Here is a 16618-nt window from a genome sequence, read left to right as displayed (position 1 = left end):
GGCCGGTCGTAGGCTGACGGAGTGACCGTACTCGTCGACGACCCCCGCTGGCCCGCCCATGGACGCCTGTGGGCGCACCTGGTCAGCGACGACAACCTCGACGAGCTGCACGCCTTCGCGCGCGCACACGGGATCCCCGCCCGGGCCTTCGACCTCGACCACTACGACGTCCCCGAGGACGCCGTCCCCCGGCTCATCGCCGGCGGTGCGCAGCACGTCCCCGGCAAGGAGCTGGTCCGGCGCCTGATCTCCTCAGGCCTCCGGGTCCGCGGACGCGACCGGCGGCACTGACGCCTCCGAGTTCACCGACACCGGCGTACCGGAGAGGGCGGCGGTGGTGACCCGGCGCCGTCCACGACCCTGGCCGGGCGCCTTGGGCTCCGGAAGCGCATCCAGCACCGAGTCGAGCAGCTCCTCGGTGGGCGTCTTCGGCCCCTTCCGGTCACCGCGCTTCTTCCGGGCCTTCTTCGGGCGCTCGGAAGCGGGGACGGGCGCGGACTCGGCCGCCGGTGCCTCGGCGGCCGGTTCGCCGGACGGCACGATCGTGGAGGCGGCGATCTGCGCGAGGGCCGACTTCGCCCCCTCGGTGATGCTGTGGGTCACCGGCGGCGCGGCAGGTGCGGAGTTGTTGTTGCCACCGCCGTTGCCGTTGTTGCTGCCGCCGTTCCCGCGCTGACGGCGTCCGCCGTTGCCGTTACCGCCGTTGTTGCCGTTGTTGCTGCCGTTCGCACGGTGCTTCACGACCGGGTCGTGGTGCACGATCACGCCGCGACCGGCACAGACCTCGCACGCCTCACTGAAGGTCTCCAGCAGCCCGAGACCGAGCTTCTTGCGTGTCATCTGCACGAGACCGAGCGAGGTGACCTCGGCCACCTGGTGCTTCGTGCGGTCGCGGCTCAGGCACTCGATGAGTCGGCGCAGCACGAGGTCGCGGTTGGACTCCAGCACCATGTCGATGAAGTCGACCACGATGATGCCGCCGATGTCGCGCAGACGCAGCTGGCGGACGATCTCCTCGGCGGCCTCGAGGTTGTTCTTCGTGACCGTCTCCTCGAGGTTGCCGCCGGAGCCGACGAACTTGCCGGTGTTGACGTCGACGACCGTCATGGCCTCGGTGCGGTCGATCACGAGCGAACCGCCGGAGGGCAGCCAGACCTTGCGGTCCAGTGCCTTCTCGATCTGCTCCGTGATGCGGAACGCGTCGAACGGATCGACGTCGTCCTCGTACGCCTCGACACGCTCGAGCAGGTCGGGGGCGACGCTCTCCAGGTACGCCCGGATGGTGCGCTGCGACTCCTCGCCCTGGATGAGCATCTTCGTGAAGTCCTCGTTGAAGACGTCACGGACGATCTTCACGAGCAGATCGGGCTCGGCGTGCAGGAGCGCCGGAGCCTGCTGGCTCTCGACCTGCTTCTGGATGTGCTCCCACTGGGAGGTGAGGCGCTGCACGTCGCGGGTCAGCTGATCCTCGGTCGCCCCCTCCGCGGCCGTTCGCACGATCACGCCGGACGACTCGGGCAGCACCTCCTTGAGGATGCGCTTGAGGCGGGCGCGCTCGTTGTCGGGCAGCTTGCGGCTGATGCCGTTCATGGAACCGCCGGGCACGTACACCAGGTAGCGGCCGGGCAGCGAGATCTGGCTCGTGAGGCGGGCACCCTTGTGACCCACCGGGTCCTTCGTGACCTGGACGAGCACGCGATCGCCCGGCTTCAGAGCGAGCTCGATGCGGCGGGGCTGGTTGCCGGTCTCGACGCCGTCCCAGTCCACCTCGCCCGAGTAGAGCACGGCGTTCCGGCCGCGACCGATGTCGACGAACGCGGCCTCCATGCTGGGAAGCACGTTCTGCACGCGACCGAGGTAGACGTTGCCGATCAGCGAGGCGTCCTGGTTGCGGGCGACGTAGTGCTCCACGAGCACGCCGTCCTCCAGGACTCCGATCTGCGTGCGGCCATTCTTGGAGCGCACGACCATCTTGCGGTCGACCGACTCGCGACGCGCGAGGAACTCGGCCTCGGTCACGACCGGACGACGACGACCGGCGTCACGGCCGTCACGACGCCGCTGCTTCTTGGCTTCGAGCCTGGTCGAACCCTTGATGGCCTTCGGCTCGGTGATGTACTCGACGACCCGCTGACGCTGCCGCGGCTCTTCCCGCTGCTCGTCGCCCTCGGATCCGCCGCGGCGGCGACGACCGCGGCGACCGGCACCGGGCTCGTCCTGGTCGCGCTCCGGCGCACGGTCGTCACGACCGGGGCGCGCGGGCAGCGGAACGACCTCCGGCGCGTAGAAGTGCAGCTGCGTCGACACCTGCGACACGAACACCTCGGGCAGCAGACCGAGCGACACGGCGGTGACGGCCGCGGGCTTCTCGGGCTCGGCGGGGGTCTTGTCCGCAGGCGCCGCCTCAGCGGAAGCCACGTCCGCGGGGCCTTCGTCCGCGGGAGTTTCCTCGGCGGGAGCCTCCTCCGCGGCAGCCTCCTCGGCAGGGGCCGGCTCAACGGGTCCCTGCTCCGCAGGGGCCTCCTCGACCTGAGCCGCCGCGTCGATCGCGTCTGCGGCGGCCTCGTCTGCGGCAGCGGCGTCCTCGACAGCGGCCGCAGCCGCATCGTCCGCCGCCGCAGCGGCGTCATCGGCCGCCGCGTTCTCGGCAGCGCGGTCGTCCGCCGCGGCCTCCGCCGCCGCGTCGTCCGCGTCCTCCTGATCCCGCGAGGTATCCTCCGACTCCTCCGCGGCGAGAGCGGTGGGCGCCGTCAGCGGCTCCGCGGCGTCAGCCGGGGCGTCGAGGGCGGGGGCGTTGTTGTCATTGTTCTCATCGGCCATCTCTGGCGTGCTCCCTGGCACGGTCCACTGCGTGTCCCGTGAAATCTCATGCGGCACCCGCGGGTGCCGCGAACTCAATCGGCCTGCGACCGGCTCATGGCTCTGGTCGCGTGGGGCATGGGCCCCGAAGTCTGCTCGACGCGTGTCGCGGCAACGCCGTTCATCGCATCACAGGTCATTATCGCACCACATCGGTCCGATCGCGGCATCTCTCGGTCCCCGACCGTTTTCTCCGGGCGGTTCTCGCCCTTTCCATAGCCGTCGCTGGGATAATCCTGAGCATGAGCGAGCAGCGCACCCGCCCCGTCGTCTATGCCGTGTGGTTGATCATCGCGAGCGTCATCGGCTGGTACGCCGCCTTCCAGCTCACCGTGGAGAAGTTCGCACTGCTGGAGCACCCGAAGGAAGCGCTCGGCTGCGATCTCAGTCCCTTCATCCAGTGCAGCACCAACCTGCAGTCGTGGCAGGGATCGGTGTTCGGATTCCCGAACCCGATCATCGGCCTCACCGGCTGGATGGCGCCGCTCGTCGTCGGCGTCGCGATCCTCGCCGGGGCGCGATTCCCCCGGTGGTTCTGGGCGGCGTTCGGAGTGGGCATCACCTTCGCGTTCGGCCTCGTGTGCTGGCTGATCGCCCAGAGCCTCTACGACCTCTTCGTGCTGTGCCCCTGGTGCATGGTGACCTGGGCGGTGACGATCCCCACCTTCTTCGCGACCATGGTCCACCTCGCCCGCAACGGCACCTTCACGGGCAACGCGAAGGTCCGCGCCACGGCGGACAAGCTCATGCCGTGGGTGCCGCTGGCGACCGTGATCGCGTACGCGCTGATCATCTTCCTGGCGCAGCTGCAGGGCCTCGACTTCCTCGGCGAGATGGCGAAGATCCTCTTCTGAGCGCCTCTCCTCGAACGACGAAGCCCGTCCGCCATTCCGGCGGACGGGCTTCGTCGTGAAGATGGGGTCAGTCGAACCAGATGCCCAGCTCTCGGGCCGCCGACTCGGGGCTGTCCGAGCCGTGCACGAGGTTCTGCTGCACCTTGAGGCCCCAGTCGCGACCGAAGTCGCCGCGGATGGTGCCGGGGGCGGCGGTCGTGGGGTCGGTCGTGCCGGCGAGGGAGCGGAACCCTTCGATGACACGGTTGCCCGCGAGGCGGATCGCCACGGAGGGACCGGACATCATGAACTCGAGAAGGGGCTCGTAGAACGGCTTGCCCTCGTGCTCCGCATAGTGAGCGGCGAGGAGGTCGCGGTCGGGCTCGACGAGGCGGATGTCGACGAGCGCGTAGCCCTTCGCCTCGATGCGGGCGAGGATCGTGCCGGTGAGGCCGCGGGCGACACCGTCCGGCTTGACGAGGACGAGGGTTTCTTCGGTGGCCATGTCATTCACTCTCTGTGTCTGCGTTCTGCGCGGTCGGAGCCCCGCTCGGGCGTCGTGCGTCCAGGCGGGCCCCCATGATGGTCGCATACGCCCACATCCCGCCGAAAATCAGGACGACGAGGAGCACGGCGGGGACCGCGATGGCCGAGAGGGCCACGACGATCTGGACGATCCAGCCGGCGGCGATCGCCCACGGCTTCGTGATCATGCCGGCGATGACGACGCAGGCCACCGCGACGACGGCACCGCCCACGATCCCCCACCACTGCTCGATGCCCGACGGAAGCGCCTTCAAGCCGAAGATGGTGAGGCCGACGAGGAAGACGACGATCGCCTCGAAGCCGAGCACCACCGGGGCGAGCTTCTGTACGAGGGTGCGCGGCGCGCGCGGTCGACGCGGTGCGGCGGAGGCACTCACGCGCGCCACCCCGACTTCCAGTCCTCCTCCTCGGAGAGCGCGATCGCCTCGCCCGCGAGCACGACGGAGCCGGCGATGACCACGGCCCGACGATCCGACGAGGCCGCCCACTCCCGCGCCGCGTCCGCGGCATCCGCGAGCGACGGGTGCACGGTGGCGCGCTGTCCGGCCTGTTCGACGAGGTCGGCGATGAGGTCGGCATCGCTGGCGCGGTCGGACTCCGGCGCGGTCGCGAACACGTGCGCGGCGGCGGGCGCGAGACGCGCGACGATGCCCGCGGCGTCCTTGTCCGCGAGGACGCCGAGCACGAGTCCCCACTCGTCGAAGTCGAAGCTGTCGTCCAGCGCCTGGGCGAGCGCTGCGGCGCCGTGCGGATTGTGCGCGGCGTCGACGATGACGGTGGGGGCGATGCCGAGGAGCTGCAGACGGCCGGGAGACGTGCTGCCCTGCAGGCCGTCCGAGATCACTCCGCCTGCGATGGCCTGGCCGGCCCCGCCGATCAGCGACTCGACGGCGGCGACGGCGAGGGCCGCGTTGTGACCCTGGTGCGCGCCGTACAGCGGCAGGTACTCCTCCTCGTACTGCCCGGCGAGGCCGCGGATGGTGAGGAGCTGACCGCCGACGGCGAGCTTCTGCTCGGAGAGCCCGAAGTCCTCGCCCTCGAAGGCGATGGTGGCATGACGCTCCGCGGCCACGCGACGCAGGACCTCGGCGGCTTCAGCGGGCTGCTGTGCGGAGACGACGGCAGCGCCTTCCTTGATGATACCGGCCTTGACCTGGGCGATCTCCGCGATGGTGCTTCCCAGGCGGTCCGCGTGGTCGATGTCGATCGGAGCGAACACCGCCACGTCACCGTCCGCGGTGTTCGTGGAGTCCCACTCCCCTCCCATGCCGACCTCGAGCACGAGCACGTCGACGGGGGCATCGGCGACGGCGACGAAGGCGAGGACCGTGAGCAGCTCGAAGAACGTCAGCGGGGCCTCCCCCGCCGCCTCGAGCTCGGCGTCGACGATCGCCACGAACGGCTCGATCTCGTCCCAGGCGTCGGCCACGGCCTCGTCGGCGATCGGCTCACCGTCGATCATGATGCGCTCGGTGAAGCGCTCCAGGTGCGGACTCGTGAACAGCCCGGTGCGCAGGTCATGGGCGCGCAGCAGGCTCTCGATCATGCGCGCGGTCGACGTCTTGCCGTTGGTGCCGGTGATGTGGATGACGCGGTAGGTGCGCTGCGGGTCGTCGAGGTACTCGAGGATGCGGGCCGTGCGCTCCTTGCGCGGCTGCACCCAGCGTTCCCCGGCACGGCTCAGCAGCGTCTCATAGACGGCGTCGGCCCGGTCTCTCGCACTCATGCGCCCACCTTCTCCAGGTTCGTGTCGATCGTGACGAGGAGCGGTGCCTTCCCGGCCCCGAGGGCCTTCGCCCCGCTCCGATGCACGCCGTCTCCGGGGCTTGTGACCTCGTCGACGAGCCGGTCGAGGTCATCGGTCGGTTGCACGGCGAAGGCCACGGCGAGCGTCTCGGCGGCGATGAGGTCGGCGTGGGTCTCCAGCGCCGCCGCCTCCGCGGGGGCGGCGTTGAGCGCCAGCACGATCCGGTCGCTGACGTCGAGGCCCGCGTTCTTGCGCGCCTCCTGCACGACGCGGATGGCGTCGCGGGCGATGCCCTCGGCCTCCAGCTCCGGCGTCGTGTCGGTGTCGAGCAGGACGAACCCGCCGGACGGGACGATGGCCAGGGCCTCCCCCTCGGGGCGACCCGTGGTCTCCAGCACGAGATCGTACTCCGCGGGCTCCAGCGCGATGCCGCCGGCGGTGACGACGCCGTCGGTCTCGGACCAGTCACCCAAGCGCGCGGCCTGGATGGCCTTCTGCACGTCCTTGCCGAGGCGCGGACCCGCCGCGCGGGCGTTCACGCTCAGCCGGTGGCTGATGCCGTACTCCCCTGCCGCCTCGTCGGTCAGCGGGACGAGCTCGACGGTCTTCACGTTGAGCTCCTCGCGGAGGATGTCCTCGAACTGGCCGAGGTCGGCCGCGAGCGGAGAGACCACCGTGAGCCGTGCGAGCGGCAGGCGCACGCGCAGCTTCTCCTTCTTGCGCAGCGCGTTGCCGACGCTCGACAGCTCACGGACGGCATCCATGGCGTCGCGGATCTCGTCGGCCGCCGGGAACTGCTCCGGATCCGGCCAGTCCTGCAGATGCACGCTGCGCCCGCCGGTGAGGCCCTGCCACACGCGCTCGCTGATGAGCGGGACGAGCGGCGCGGCCACGCGGCACAGCGTCTCCAGCACGGTGTAGAGCGTGTCGAAGGCCTCGCGGCTCTTCGGGTCGTCCGTCACACCCACCCAGAACCGGTCGCGCGAACGACGGATGTACCAGTTCGTCAGCACCTCGGCGAAGTCCCGGAGTCGCGCGGACGCGGTGGTCGAGTCCAGACCCTCCAGGTCGGCGCGGACCTCGCGGACGAGATCGCCCAGGCGCGCGAGGATGTACCGGTCGAGGACATCGGTCGAGTCGGTGCGCCACGACGCCTCGTACCCGCCTCCCTGGGTTGCTGAGCCTGCTCCTCCCTGGGGTGCTGAGCCTGCTCCTCCCTGGGTTGCTGAGCCTGCTCCTCCCTGGGTTGCTGAGCCTGTCGAAGCATTCGCATACGTCGCGAAGAAGTACCACGAGTTCCACAGCGGCAGCAGGAACTCCCGCACGCCGGAACGGATGCCCTCCTCGGTGACGATGAGGTTGCCGCCGCGGAGCACCGCGCTGGACATGAGGAACCAGCGCATGGCGTCGGACCCGTCGCGGTCCAGCACCTCGGACACATCCGGGTAGTTCCGCAGCGACTTCGACATCTTGTAGCCGTCGCTGCCGAGCACGATGCCGTGGCAGCTGACGCCCGTGAACGCCGGGCGGTTGAACAGCGCCGTCGAGAGCACGTGCATGACGTAGAACCAGCCGCGGGTCTGACCGATGTACTCGACGATGAAGTCCGCCGGCGAGTGCGAGTCGAACCACTCCTGGTTCTCGAACGGATAGTGCACCTGGGCGTACGGCATCGATCCGGAGTCGAACCACACGTCGAAGACGTCGCCGATGCGCCGCATCGTGCTCTTGCCCGTGGGGTCGTCGGGGTTCGGCCTCGTCAGGTCGTCGATGTACGGGCGGTGCAGGTCCACCTCGCCCTCGGGGTTGCGGGGCAGCGTGCCGAAGTCGCGCTCCAGCTCCTCCAGCGAGCCGTAGGCGTCGACGCGCGGGTACTCCGGATCATCGCTCTTCCAGATCGGGATGGGCGAGCCCCAGTACCGGTTGCGGCTGATCGACCAGTCGCGGGCACCCTCGAGCCACTTGCCGAACTGCCCCTCCTTCACGTTCTCCGGCACCCAGGTGATCTGCTCGTTGTTCGCGAGGAGGTCGTCCTTGATGTCGGTGACCCGGATGAACCAGCTCGACACCGCCTTGTAGATCAGGGGGTTCCGGCAGCGCCAGCAGTGCGGGTAGGAGTGCTCGTAGCTCTGCAGCCGGACCAGGCGGCCGTTGTCGCGGATGATGCGCACGAGCGGCGTGTTCGCGTCCATCCACAGCTCGCCCGCGACATCGGTGACGTTCGGGAGGAAGCGCCCGCCGTCGTCGAGGGACAGGATCGTCGGGATGCCGGCCGCGCCGGCGACGCGCTGGTCGTCCTCACCATAGGCGGGTGCCTGGTGGACGATGCCGGTGCCGTCGGTCGTGGTGACGTAGTCGTCGACGAGGATGCGCCAGGCGTTCCCGGTGCCGTAGGTCTCCTCGTCCGCGTAGTAGTCGAACAGACGGTCGTAGGTGACGTCGGCAAGATCTGCGCCGCGGAGCGTGGCGTCGACCGCGGCGAGCGCGTCCTCCGGGCTCTCGTAGCCGAGATCCTTGGCATAGCCGCCGAGCAGGTCCTTCGCGAGCAGGTAGCGGTGCGCGGAGGCCTCAACCGCGAGCTGGTCTGCCGAGGGAGCGGCGCGGCCCTGGTGCACGTCGGAGGCGCCGGCGGGACCGGCGGGCAGCACCACGTACTCGATGTCCGGGCCCACGGCGAGCGCGAGGTTGGTCGGCAGGGTCCACGGGGTCGTCGTCCAGGCGAGGGCGCGCACGCCGGTGAGGCCCAGCGCCTCGGCCTTCGCGCCGGTGAGCGGGAAGGTGACGGTGACCGACGGGTCCTGTCGCATCTGGTAGACGTCGTCGTCCATGCGGAGCTCGTGGGCGGACAGCGGCGTCTCATCGCGCCAGCAGTACGGAAGGACCCGGTAGCCCTCGTAGGCGAGTCCCTTGTCGTACAGGGTCTTGAAGGCCCACAGCACGCTCTCCATGTAGCCGAGGTCGAGCGTCTTGTAGCCGCGCTCGAAGTCCACCCACCGGGCCTGGCGGGTGACGTAGTCCTCCCACTCCCGCGTGTACTTCAGGACCGAGGAGCGTGCCTTCTCGTTGAAGACGTCGATCCCCATCTCCTCGATCTCGCTCTTCTCGGTGATCCCGAGCTGCTTCATCGCCTCGAGCTCGGCCGGGAGCCCGTGGGTGTCCCACCCGAAGACGCGGTCGACCTTGTGCCCGATCATCGTCTGGAAGCGCGGGAACACGTCTTTCGCGTAGCCCGTGAGCAGGTGGCCGTAGTGCGGCAGGCCGTTCGCGAAGGGAGGGCCGTCGTAGAACACCCACTCGGGGGCACCCTCGCGCTGCTCGATGGAGGCGCGGAAGGTGTCGTCGGTCTTCCAGAAGTCGAGCACCTCCTCCTCGATCTGCGGGAAGCGGGGGCTCGGCGCCACAGACCCCTGGGTACCTGAGCTGGTCGAAGGGTCGGCAGCGGGGCCGAAGGAGGAGCGCGGGTAGGTCATGGTCTCTCGCAGTGGTCGTCGTGGCGGATGCTGCTGCGAGGACGATCCTCGCGGACCGCGGTACCACCTCGCGTGCCCCTGCGTCCCCTCGACAAGCTCAGAGACCCACGGACCACTCTCACTGCGGCTGTGACGGGCCTGCCCCGCTCGGTTCTACTGAGTCCGTCGCCGGACCGTTCTTCCGAGAGCTCCCCGGTGATGGCCGGATCGATGCTCGTGTGCCCATTGTACGCGTGCTCCTCCCCACGCGGATTCTCTTCGACGTCGCAGGGACCGGAGCCAACCCTGCGACCAGGGGCGGAATCCGCGACATCACGCCGTGCGGGCACGATGCAGTCCCTGGGCGACGGCGCGCATGATGAGGTCCTGCACCGCGGGCCACTCGTCCATCACCTGGTGATAGCCGAGACGGATGACGTGGAAGCCGCGCAGCTTCAGCTCCGCATCGTGAGCGTTGTCCTGGTCGCGCTGGGCTCCGACATGGGTGCCACCGTCGATCTGCAGCACGAGCCGCTCCCCGATCAGGGCGTCCACCCGATGCCCGGCGATCCACGTCTGGAAGCGCAGCGGCAGACGGAGCCAGCGCAGTCGCACGCGCAGGTAGGTCTCGAGTCCCGCATCCGCGAACGGCAACGCCTCGGCCAGGAGCCGCCGCCCGCGCGGTCCCCAGCGGAGGCGGAGCAGCCTCTCTCGATCGACGAGTCCCTTGTTCAATGCCGACTCCCAGGTCGCGAGCGCCTGTTCGTACGGCTCGCACGTGGACACCAGGCTCAGCACGTTCTCGATCGGGTCCTCCAGGGCATCAGGATGTCGTGGGACCAGGGGCCGAGCCCAGTGCACGCGCGCCTCCGGTGGCTTCCCGCCCCTGCTGCCCGGGCTGGCGGCCAGGTGAAGGCGCGGTCTCTCGTCGTGCACCCAGATCCCGAGGCGCCGCGCCTGCGTCACGCACGTCATCAGAACACCGTGCTGCGCCGCGGTCACCCGAAGCGGATCCGCATCGGGCAGCGCCACCCACCCGACCCGCACCCGGTGGATGATCCGCTCCGCCACCGCCGTCTCGAGGTCGTACCGGCTGACCCCGCGTTCCCGGAGCCGCTCGACCCTCGCGACTCCGTCGACCTCGCGCATCGCCTGCAGCAGCCGCGCCCGCCTCATCCCGTTCATGCCCCTGATACTGCTTCCGGCCCCCTCCCTCGTTCCCTGCCTCGGCCAGCTCCTCCCATGCCCTGTGCACAACTCCCCCACTCCCCCTCCTGTGCAGCCCGAGTCCCTCTCCTCCCCGGCCCCGTCCGACGTCGCAGATTCGCGCCCATGTCGGACGTTCCCGCGGAGAACCTGCGACACAGTGCAGATCAGCGAGCTCCTACAGGGCGAGTCCCAGGGCCCCGGAGCCGAGGCAGGGGCGAGGCAAGGCCGGGGTGAGGTCGCAGATCGGGACTCCCGTCGCAGGGGCTGCGAGGGAGAGGGCGAGGCAGCGAGGATCTGCGACCTCGCACCGGAGCGGGGGCACGGAGCAGGAGCGGGGGTGTCGGAGGGAGGACATAGCCTCGGAGGATGCCGAAGTCCCCGAGTGCACCCCGAGTCTCCGCGCCCGACCTGCCGCCCGCGCTGGAACCGCGCGTGGCCGCCCGCCGCGCCGACCTCCTCGCCGCCGCGCTGGAGCTGACCGGCACCGTCGATCTCTCCTACGCCACGCTCGAGCAGTGCGCGGTGCAGGCGGACGCCGACAGCGTCGACCTCACCGGGGCGACGCTCCTCGACGTCGACCTCCCCGACCCGCGCATCGCGTCGCTCCGGATGCGGAACGCGAGCATCCGTCGGCTCCGGATCACGGGCGGCCGCATCGGGACCCTCGATCTCAGCGACGCCCGCGTGGCGGAGCTCGAACTGCGGGACGTGCGCATCGACTATCTCAACCTGGGTGCCGCCCGCGCCGAGGACGTCGACGTCGTGGGATGCGCCGTCCGCACGATCGACATCCCGCAGTCGGAACTCACGCGCGTCCGGTTCCAGGCCACGCGCAGCGACGAGGTCGACCCCCGGGGCCTGCGCGCGAAAGACCTCGATCTCCGCGGCCTCGACGCGCTCTCCTACCTCGACGTCCAGAGCCTCCGCGGCGCGACCCTCTCGTCCCTGCAGGTGCAGCAGCTCGCGCCGGTGATGGCAGCGGGAATCGGGATCGTCGTCACGGACTGACGGGGCCGCTCGCGGCGAGCAGCTCCTTGGTGAACGGATGCTGCGGGGCGGCGAACACCTCAGCCGTGCGCCCCTGCTCCACGATCCGGCCGTCCTGCATGACCAGGACGTCGTCCGCGACCGCGCCGACGACATCGAGGTCGTGCGAGACGAAGACCATCGTCAGCCGCCGTTCCTCCTGCACCCGTGCGAGGAGCCGGAGCACCCGCTCCCGCACCGACGGGTCGAGGGCGGAGACGGGCTCGTCCAGCACCAGCACGTCCGGGTCGGCGGCCAGCGCTCGGGCCAGAGCCGCCCGCTGCCGCTGCCCGCCCGACAGCGCCGCCGGTCGTCGTACCGCCAGACTCTCCTCGAGCCCGACCTCGGCGAGCAGCGCACGCACCCGTGATCGACGCGCGCCGCGCGGCACGCCTCCCGCCTCCAGCGCCTCCTCCAGCGACCGCCCGACCGTCCAGCGCGGGTCGAACGCCCCGAGCGGGTTCTGATGCACCAGCTGCACCCGCGGCGCCCCGGCCCAGCGCAGCTCTCCGGAGGTCGGGGTCTCGACGCCCACCATTATCCGTGCGAGGGTCGTCTTGCCCGACCCGGACTCGCCGACAATGCCCAGCGTGCGGCCGGTAGGAACCGCGAACGACGCGTCGACGACGGCCGGCACCCCGCCGAACGCCTTGGACACGCCCTCCGCGACGAGTACGGCCTCGGAGGGCGCCGCACGCTCCTCCCGTGGCTCGTGCATCGTCGCCGCGATGAGCTGCTGCGTGTAGGGGTGCTGCGGGGCAGCGAGCACCTCCGTGACCGGCCCGGATTCCACGATCCGGCCGTCCTTCATCACGAGCACCCGGTCCGCCACCCGCCGCACGGCGGCGAAATCGTGACTGATGAAGACCACGGCGGTGCCGTCGTCGACGATCTCCCGCAGGAGCACGAGGATTCGGGCCTGCACCGTCGCATCCAGGGCCGTGGTGGGTTCATCCGCGACGAGCACGGCGGGGTTCCCGGCCAGCGCCGAAGCGATGAGTGCGCGCTGCCGCAATCCTCCGGAGAGCTCCTGCGGACGCTGCCGTGCACGGCGGTCGGGGTCGGGCATCCAGACCCGCGCGAGGAGGTCCCGGACGCGCGCGGCGACGACCGCCCGGCCGCGCGCGAGGCGGTGCAGCCGCAGCGGCTCCGCGATCTCGTCCGCGATCCGCCGCAGCGGGTCCAGCGACACCAGCGCGTCCTGGGAGACGAGGCCGATCCCGGTCCCTCGTATCCGCCGCCAGCCGCGCTCGGTGAGGGCGGCGGCGTCCACCCCGTCGATGCGGAGTCGGTCGACGGCGACGTCGGCTGCCGGCGGAGTGAGGCCGAGCAAAGCGCGGGCCGAGAGCGACTTCCCGGCCCCCGACTCTCCCACGATCGCGACGCACTCGCCGGCCTCCACAGCGAACGACACGCCCTCCACGACGGGAGTCCCCGCGAAGGCGATCCGCAGCTCCTCGACCTCCAGCGCCGCACTCATGCGTCCCTCCCGTCCGCCCGAGCCCGGAGGATCCGTCCGATCACGGTCCCACACACCACCGTCAGCGTGATCGCGAGACCGGGGAAGACCGACACCCACCACGCCTGTCCGAGCACATTGCGACCGCCGGCGAGCATGAGACCCCACTCCGGGGTCGGCTCGGACGGCCCGAGACCCAGGAAGCTCAGTCCGGCGGCGGCGAGGATGCTCGATCCGATGCCGATCGTCGCCAACACGCTCAGCGATCCCAGCACCCCGGGCACGACATGGCGTCGGAAAGCCCGCAGCGGCGGCACGCCCAGGATGCGGGCGGCCTCGACGTGCTCGGCCACGCGCAGCGTCCTGGTCTGCACGCGGGCGAGCCGCACGTACACGGGCGCGGCCGCCAGGGTGACCGCGATCGCGATGTTCACCGGCCCCGGTCCCAGCACGGCCACCACGACGAGCGCCACCAGGAACTCGGGGAACGCCATGAGGACGTCGTTGATGCGCATGAGCGTGACGTCGACACCGCGCGGAGACATGCCGGCGAGCGCCCCCACGAGCAGGCCGGCGGCGAGGGCGATGGCGGTGGCGAGAAGTCCGATCCCGACCGAGCGCCCCGCGCCGAACACTACGCGGGAGTACACGTCGCGGCCGCTCTGGTCGGTACCGAAGAGATGCTCGGCACTCGGCGGCAGGAGCGCGGCCCGCACCTCGGTCTGCAACGGATCGTGCGTGGCGAGCAGTCCCGGCCACAGGGCGGCGACGGCGATCACGGCCAGCACGGCTGCGGCGGACCCGAGCAGGAGCCGCTGGCCCCGACTCATACGGCGCCTCCCGACCGGGGCGCGGCGACGCGCGGGTCGATCAGCGGGTGCACGAGCTCCACCACCACGTTGATGACGACGAAGACGAGAGCGCTCAGCAGGATGATGCCGGTGAGGACCGGGAGATCCCGGTCGTTGATGGCGGCGAGGGTGACCCGCCCCAGGCCGGGCCGGGCGAACACGGTCTCGACGAGGACCGCGCCCCCGAGCACCGAGCCGGTGAGATAGGCCGCGAGGGTGACCGCCGACGCGGCGCCGTGCCGCACCCCGTGCCGCAGCGTGAACCAAGTCGGCCCCGCGCCACGCGCGCGGACCGTCTCCGCGAACGGCATCCGCTCCGCCTGCATCAACCCGTCGCGCAGCACCTGGCTCAGCAGCGCCGCCACCGGGAGGGCGAGCGTGATCGCCGGCAGCACGATGGTCGCCGGGTTGCGGGTGCCCGAGACGGGGAACCACCCCAGTCCGAACGCGAAGACGCTGAGCAGCAGCAGCCCGATCCAGAACACCGGCGAGGAGAGCACCACGAGCTCGACGCCGGCGGCGATGGTGCGCCCGACACGACCCCGCACGAAGAGGGCGACCGCGAGAGCGAGCACGACGGCGATCACCAGGGCGAGGGCGGACAGCTGCACGGTCGCCCCGAGCTGCCGTCCGATGACCTCCGACACCGGAAGCCGCAGCTGGTACGACTCGCCGAGGTCGCCGCGGGCGAGCTGCCCGATGAAGCCGACATACTGCTCCAACGGCGGACGGTCGAGGCCGAGGTCGGCGCGGATGCCGTCCTTGACGGCCTCACTCACCTGCGCCTGCGGGCCCAGCATCACCGAGACCGGGTCGCCGGGGATCACCCGGAAGGCCAGGAATGCGACGGTCGCGGCCCCCCACAGCACGATGACCACCGAGGCCACGAGCCCGAGGGCGCGGACGAGCACCGCCTTCACGGTTCGATCACTCCGCCCGCTCCCTCGAAACGACGGCCGCCGGATGTCAGCCGAGGCTCACATCGTAGAAGAGCGGCCGCCCGTAGAGGTCGTAGTCCAGACCCTGCACGCGCTCGCCGACCGCCGTGATCGCCGAGGGGCTGTAGAGCGGGACGATGGCCGTGTACTCCGCGTTCCACTGCTGCAGCTGCGTGTAGAGCTCGTTGCGGGCGTCCTGATCACTCGACGCGACGGCCTCTTCCAGGAGCGCGTCGATCTCCGAATCGCTCACCTGCGAGGCGTTCTGGAAGCCGTCGGTGTGCAGGTGCGCACGGAGGAAGTCGGCGTCCACGCCGGAGAAGCCCCAGTCGGTGAGGTCGAACGTCTTCGGCTCGTACTGGGCGTTGTAGGCGCCGGGCTCCAGCTCCTCGCGCTCCACCTCGAAGCCGATGGCCTTGAGGTCCGACTGGATCGCGTTGGCCAGCGCCGCGCGGTCATCCGGGACCGGGGTCCAGGCGATCCACCGCACGGACAGGCGCTCGCCGTCCTTCATGCGGATGCCGTCCGCGTCGCGCTCCGTCCAGCCGGCCTCGTCGAGCAGGGCGTTCGCGGCGTCCTGATCGAACGGCCAGGAGTCCTCCAGCGACGCGTCGTAGCCCGGGGTCGTGCTGCCGAGGACGCTCCACGCCCGCGGGAACTGCCCGAAGTAGATCTCCTCGACCGCCGCGTCGACGTCGATGCCGCGGGCGAACGCCTGCCGCACCTTCTCGTCGGCGAAGACGCCGTACTTCTCGTTCAGGTAGAGCGAGTAGGGCAGTCCCGGGTACTCCACCGAGTCGACCGTGACGCCGGCGTCGTCGAGACCGGCGACCTGGTTCGGCGGGATGTTGCTGGCGAGGTCGGCTTCGCCGCTCTCGATCACTCCGGTACGCACCGACGCCTCCGGCTGGATCTGCACGCGCAGCGTCTCGAACGCCGGCGCCTTCGTCTCGTGCGGGCCCCAGGCGTAGTCGTCGTTGCGCGTGTAGACGATCTCCTGGTCGGCGGTGTACTCGGTGAGCACGAACGGCCCGGTGCCGACCGTGACGTCGGGGCCGCCCGCCTTGAGCTTATCGGCCGACTCGGCGAGCACGGCCGGCGAGTAGAAGCCGAGCTGCGGGGTGCTGGCCGCCTGGAGGAACGGCGCATACGGCTGCGTGAACGAGACCTTCACCGTGTGGTCGTCGACGACCTCGGTGCCGGCGTAGAAGTCTGCACCGAGCATGCTCGATGCCTGCGCCGACGCGGTCTCCGGGTCGACGATCCGGTCGAAGTTCACCTTGACGGCCTCCGCATCGAACGGCTCGCCGTCCGTGAAGGTCACGTCGTCGCGCAGCGTGAAGGTGTACTCCGTGCTGTCCGGCGAGACGTCCCAGCTCGTCGCGAGCCACGGGCTGAACGTGCCGTCGTCCTCCTGGAACACCAAGGAGTCGAGCACCGCGCGCTGCACCATGCCGGAGACGTCGAGCTGGCTCACCTGCGGGTCCATGTGCCCCGCGGACAGGTTCGCGCCCTCGATCGACCAGACGAGCTCACCGCCGTCGCTCTCCGTGGACGGGCCGGCGCACGCGGTCAGCACCAGGGCGGTGGCGGCGGCGAGCGCGGCGAGGGGAAAGAGGCGACGCACAGGGGTGGCGGGCATGAGGATTCCTCAGAACGGACGGGTCGGGATGCCTCCATCCTAGGGCGGTTTTTTGGACC

Annotated in this window: 13 protein-coding genes; 3 read left to right on the top strand and 10 right to left on the bottom strand. The window is 70.5% G+C overall.

From position 1 onward, the window contains the following. Window positions 1-21: 21 nt before the first annotated feature. Complete coding sequence (locus AB1285_RS05595; protein ID WP_187661702.1) at window positions 22-291, top strand: DUF4031 domain-containing protein; 270 nt, start codon at window positions 22-24, stop codon at window positions 289-291. Here the strand turns inward: AB1285_RS05595 and AB1285_RS05590 are convergent. Then, window positions 253-2820 carry an Rne/Rng family ribonuclease gene (locus tag AB1285_RS05590; RefSeq protein WP_292798160.1) on the bottom strand — a complete coding sequence of 856 codons (2568 nt, stop codon included), beginning with the start codon at window positions 2818-2820 and terminating at the stop codon, window positions 253-255. The two genes, AB1285_RS05595 and AB1285_RS05590, sit on opposite strands and share 39 nt — an antisense overlap. Before the next feature lie 281 nt (window positions 2821-3101). Between AB1285_RS05590 and AB1285_RS05585 the strand changes: the two genes are divergently transcribed. Continuing rightward, complete coding sequence (locus AB1285_RS05585) at window positions 3102-3713, top strand: vitamin K epoxide reductase family protein (protein WP_187661704.1); 612 nt, start codon at window positions 3102-3104, stop codon at window positions 3711-3713. Window positions 3714-3780: 67 nt separating this feature from the next. Here the strand turns inward: AB1285_RS05585 and ndk are convergent, their stop codons facing one another. From ndk to AB1285_RS05560, 5 genes are all read right to left on the bottom strand, one after another. Next, entirely contained in the window at window positions 3781-4197 is a 417-nt protein-coding gene (gene ndk, locus AB1285_RS05580; RefSeq protein WP_071329548.1) for a nucleoside-diphosphate kinase, read from the bottom strand. A 1-nt stretch (window position 4198) separates the two neighbouring features. After that, entirely contained in the window at window positions 4199-4615 is a 417-nt protein-coding gene (locus tag AB1285_RS05575; RefSeq protein ID WP_366236817.1) for a DUF4233 domain-containing protein, read from the bottom strand. Then, window positions 4612-5964 carry a bifunctional folylpolyglutamate synthase/dihydrofolate synthase gene (locus tag AB1285_RS05570; protein WP_363588829.1) on the bottom strand — a complete coding sequence of 451 codons (1353 nt, stop codon included), beginning with the start codon at window positions 5962-5964 and terminating at the stop codon, window positions 4612-4614. The genes AB1285_RS05575 and AB1285_RS05570 overlap by 4 nt, the downstream gene beginning before the upstream one ends. Continuing rightward, window positions 5961-9455 (bottom strand): isoleucine--tRNA ligase, encoded by a 3495-nt coding sequence (ileS, locus tag AB1285_RS05565; protein ID WP_370428803.1) that lies wholly within the window; start codon window positions 9453-9455, stop codon window positions 5961-5963. Before ileS ends, AB1285_RS05570 begins: the two co-directional genes overlap by 4 nt. A 312-nt stretch (window positions 9456-9767) precedes the next feature. Then, window positions 9768-10619, bottom strand: coding sequence for an endonuclease domain-containing protein (locus tag AB1285_RS05560; RefSeq protein ID WP_259954585.1), 852 nt, complete (start codon window positions 10617-10619; stop codon window positions 9768-9770). Window positions 10620-11009: 390 nt separating this feature from the next. On the opposite strand from AB1285_RS05560, the gene AB1285_RS05555 reads away from it, so the two are divergent. Further along, a complete protein-coding gene (locus AB1285_RS05555) occupies window positions 11010-11651 on the top strand; it encodes a pentapeptide repeat-containing protein (protein WP_370428804.1) in 642 nt (213 codons plus the stop codon). On the opposite strand, the gene AB1285_RS05550 is transcribed toward AB1285_RS05555, so the two are convergent. Genes AB1285_RS05550 through AB1285_RS05535 form a run of 4 tightly spaced genes read right to left on the bottom strand, consistent with a single transcriptional unit; the run spans window position 11641 to window position 16559 of the window. Further along, window positions 11641-13149 carry an ATP-binding cassette domain-containing protein gene (locus AB1285_RS05550; protein WP_370428805.1) on the bottom strand — a complete coding sequence of 503 codons (1509 nt, stop codon included), beginning with the start codon at window positions 13147-13149 and terminating at the stop codon, window positions 11641-11643. The genes AB1285_RS05555 and AB1285_RS05550 overlap by 11 nt on opposite strands. Continuing rightward, complete coding sequence (locus AB1285_RS05545) at window positions 13146-13958, bottom strand: ABC transporter permease (protein ID WP_366236821.1); 813 nt, start codon at window positions 13956-13958, stop codon at window positions 13146-13148. The genes AB1285_RS05550 and AB1285_RS05545 overlap by 4 nt, the downstream gene beginning before the upstream one ends. Beyond that, window positions 13955-14899, bottom strand: a complete 945-nt coding sequence (locus tag AB1285_RS05540; protein WP_370428806.1) for an ABC transporter permease — start codon at window positions 14897-14899, stop codon at window positions 13955-13957. The genes AB1285_RS05545 and AB1285_RS05540 overlap by 4 nt, the downstream gene beginning before the upstream one ends. 46 nt (window positions 14900-14945) lie before the next feature. Next, the gene (locus AB1285_RS05535) at window positions 14946-16559 is read right to left on the bottom strand and encodes an ABC transporter substrate-binding protein (protein ID WP_370428807.1); all 1614 of its coding nucleotides are present in this window, start codon (window positions 16557-16559) and stop codon (window positions 14946-14948) included. Window positions 16560-16618 lie beyond the last annotated feature (59 nt).

Source organism: Microbacterium sp. NRRL B-14842 (assembly GCF_050470785.1).
The sequence above is the reverse complement of the archived record's forward strand: the minus strand, read 5'-3'. Positions and strand labels throughout refer to the sequence as shown.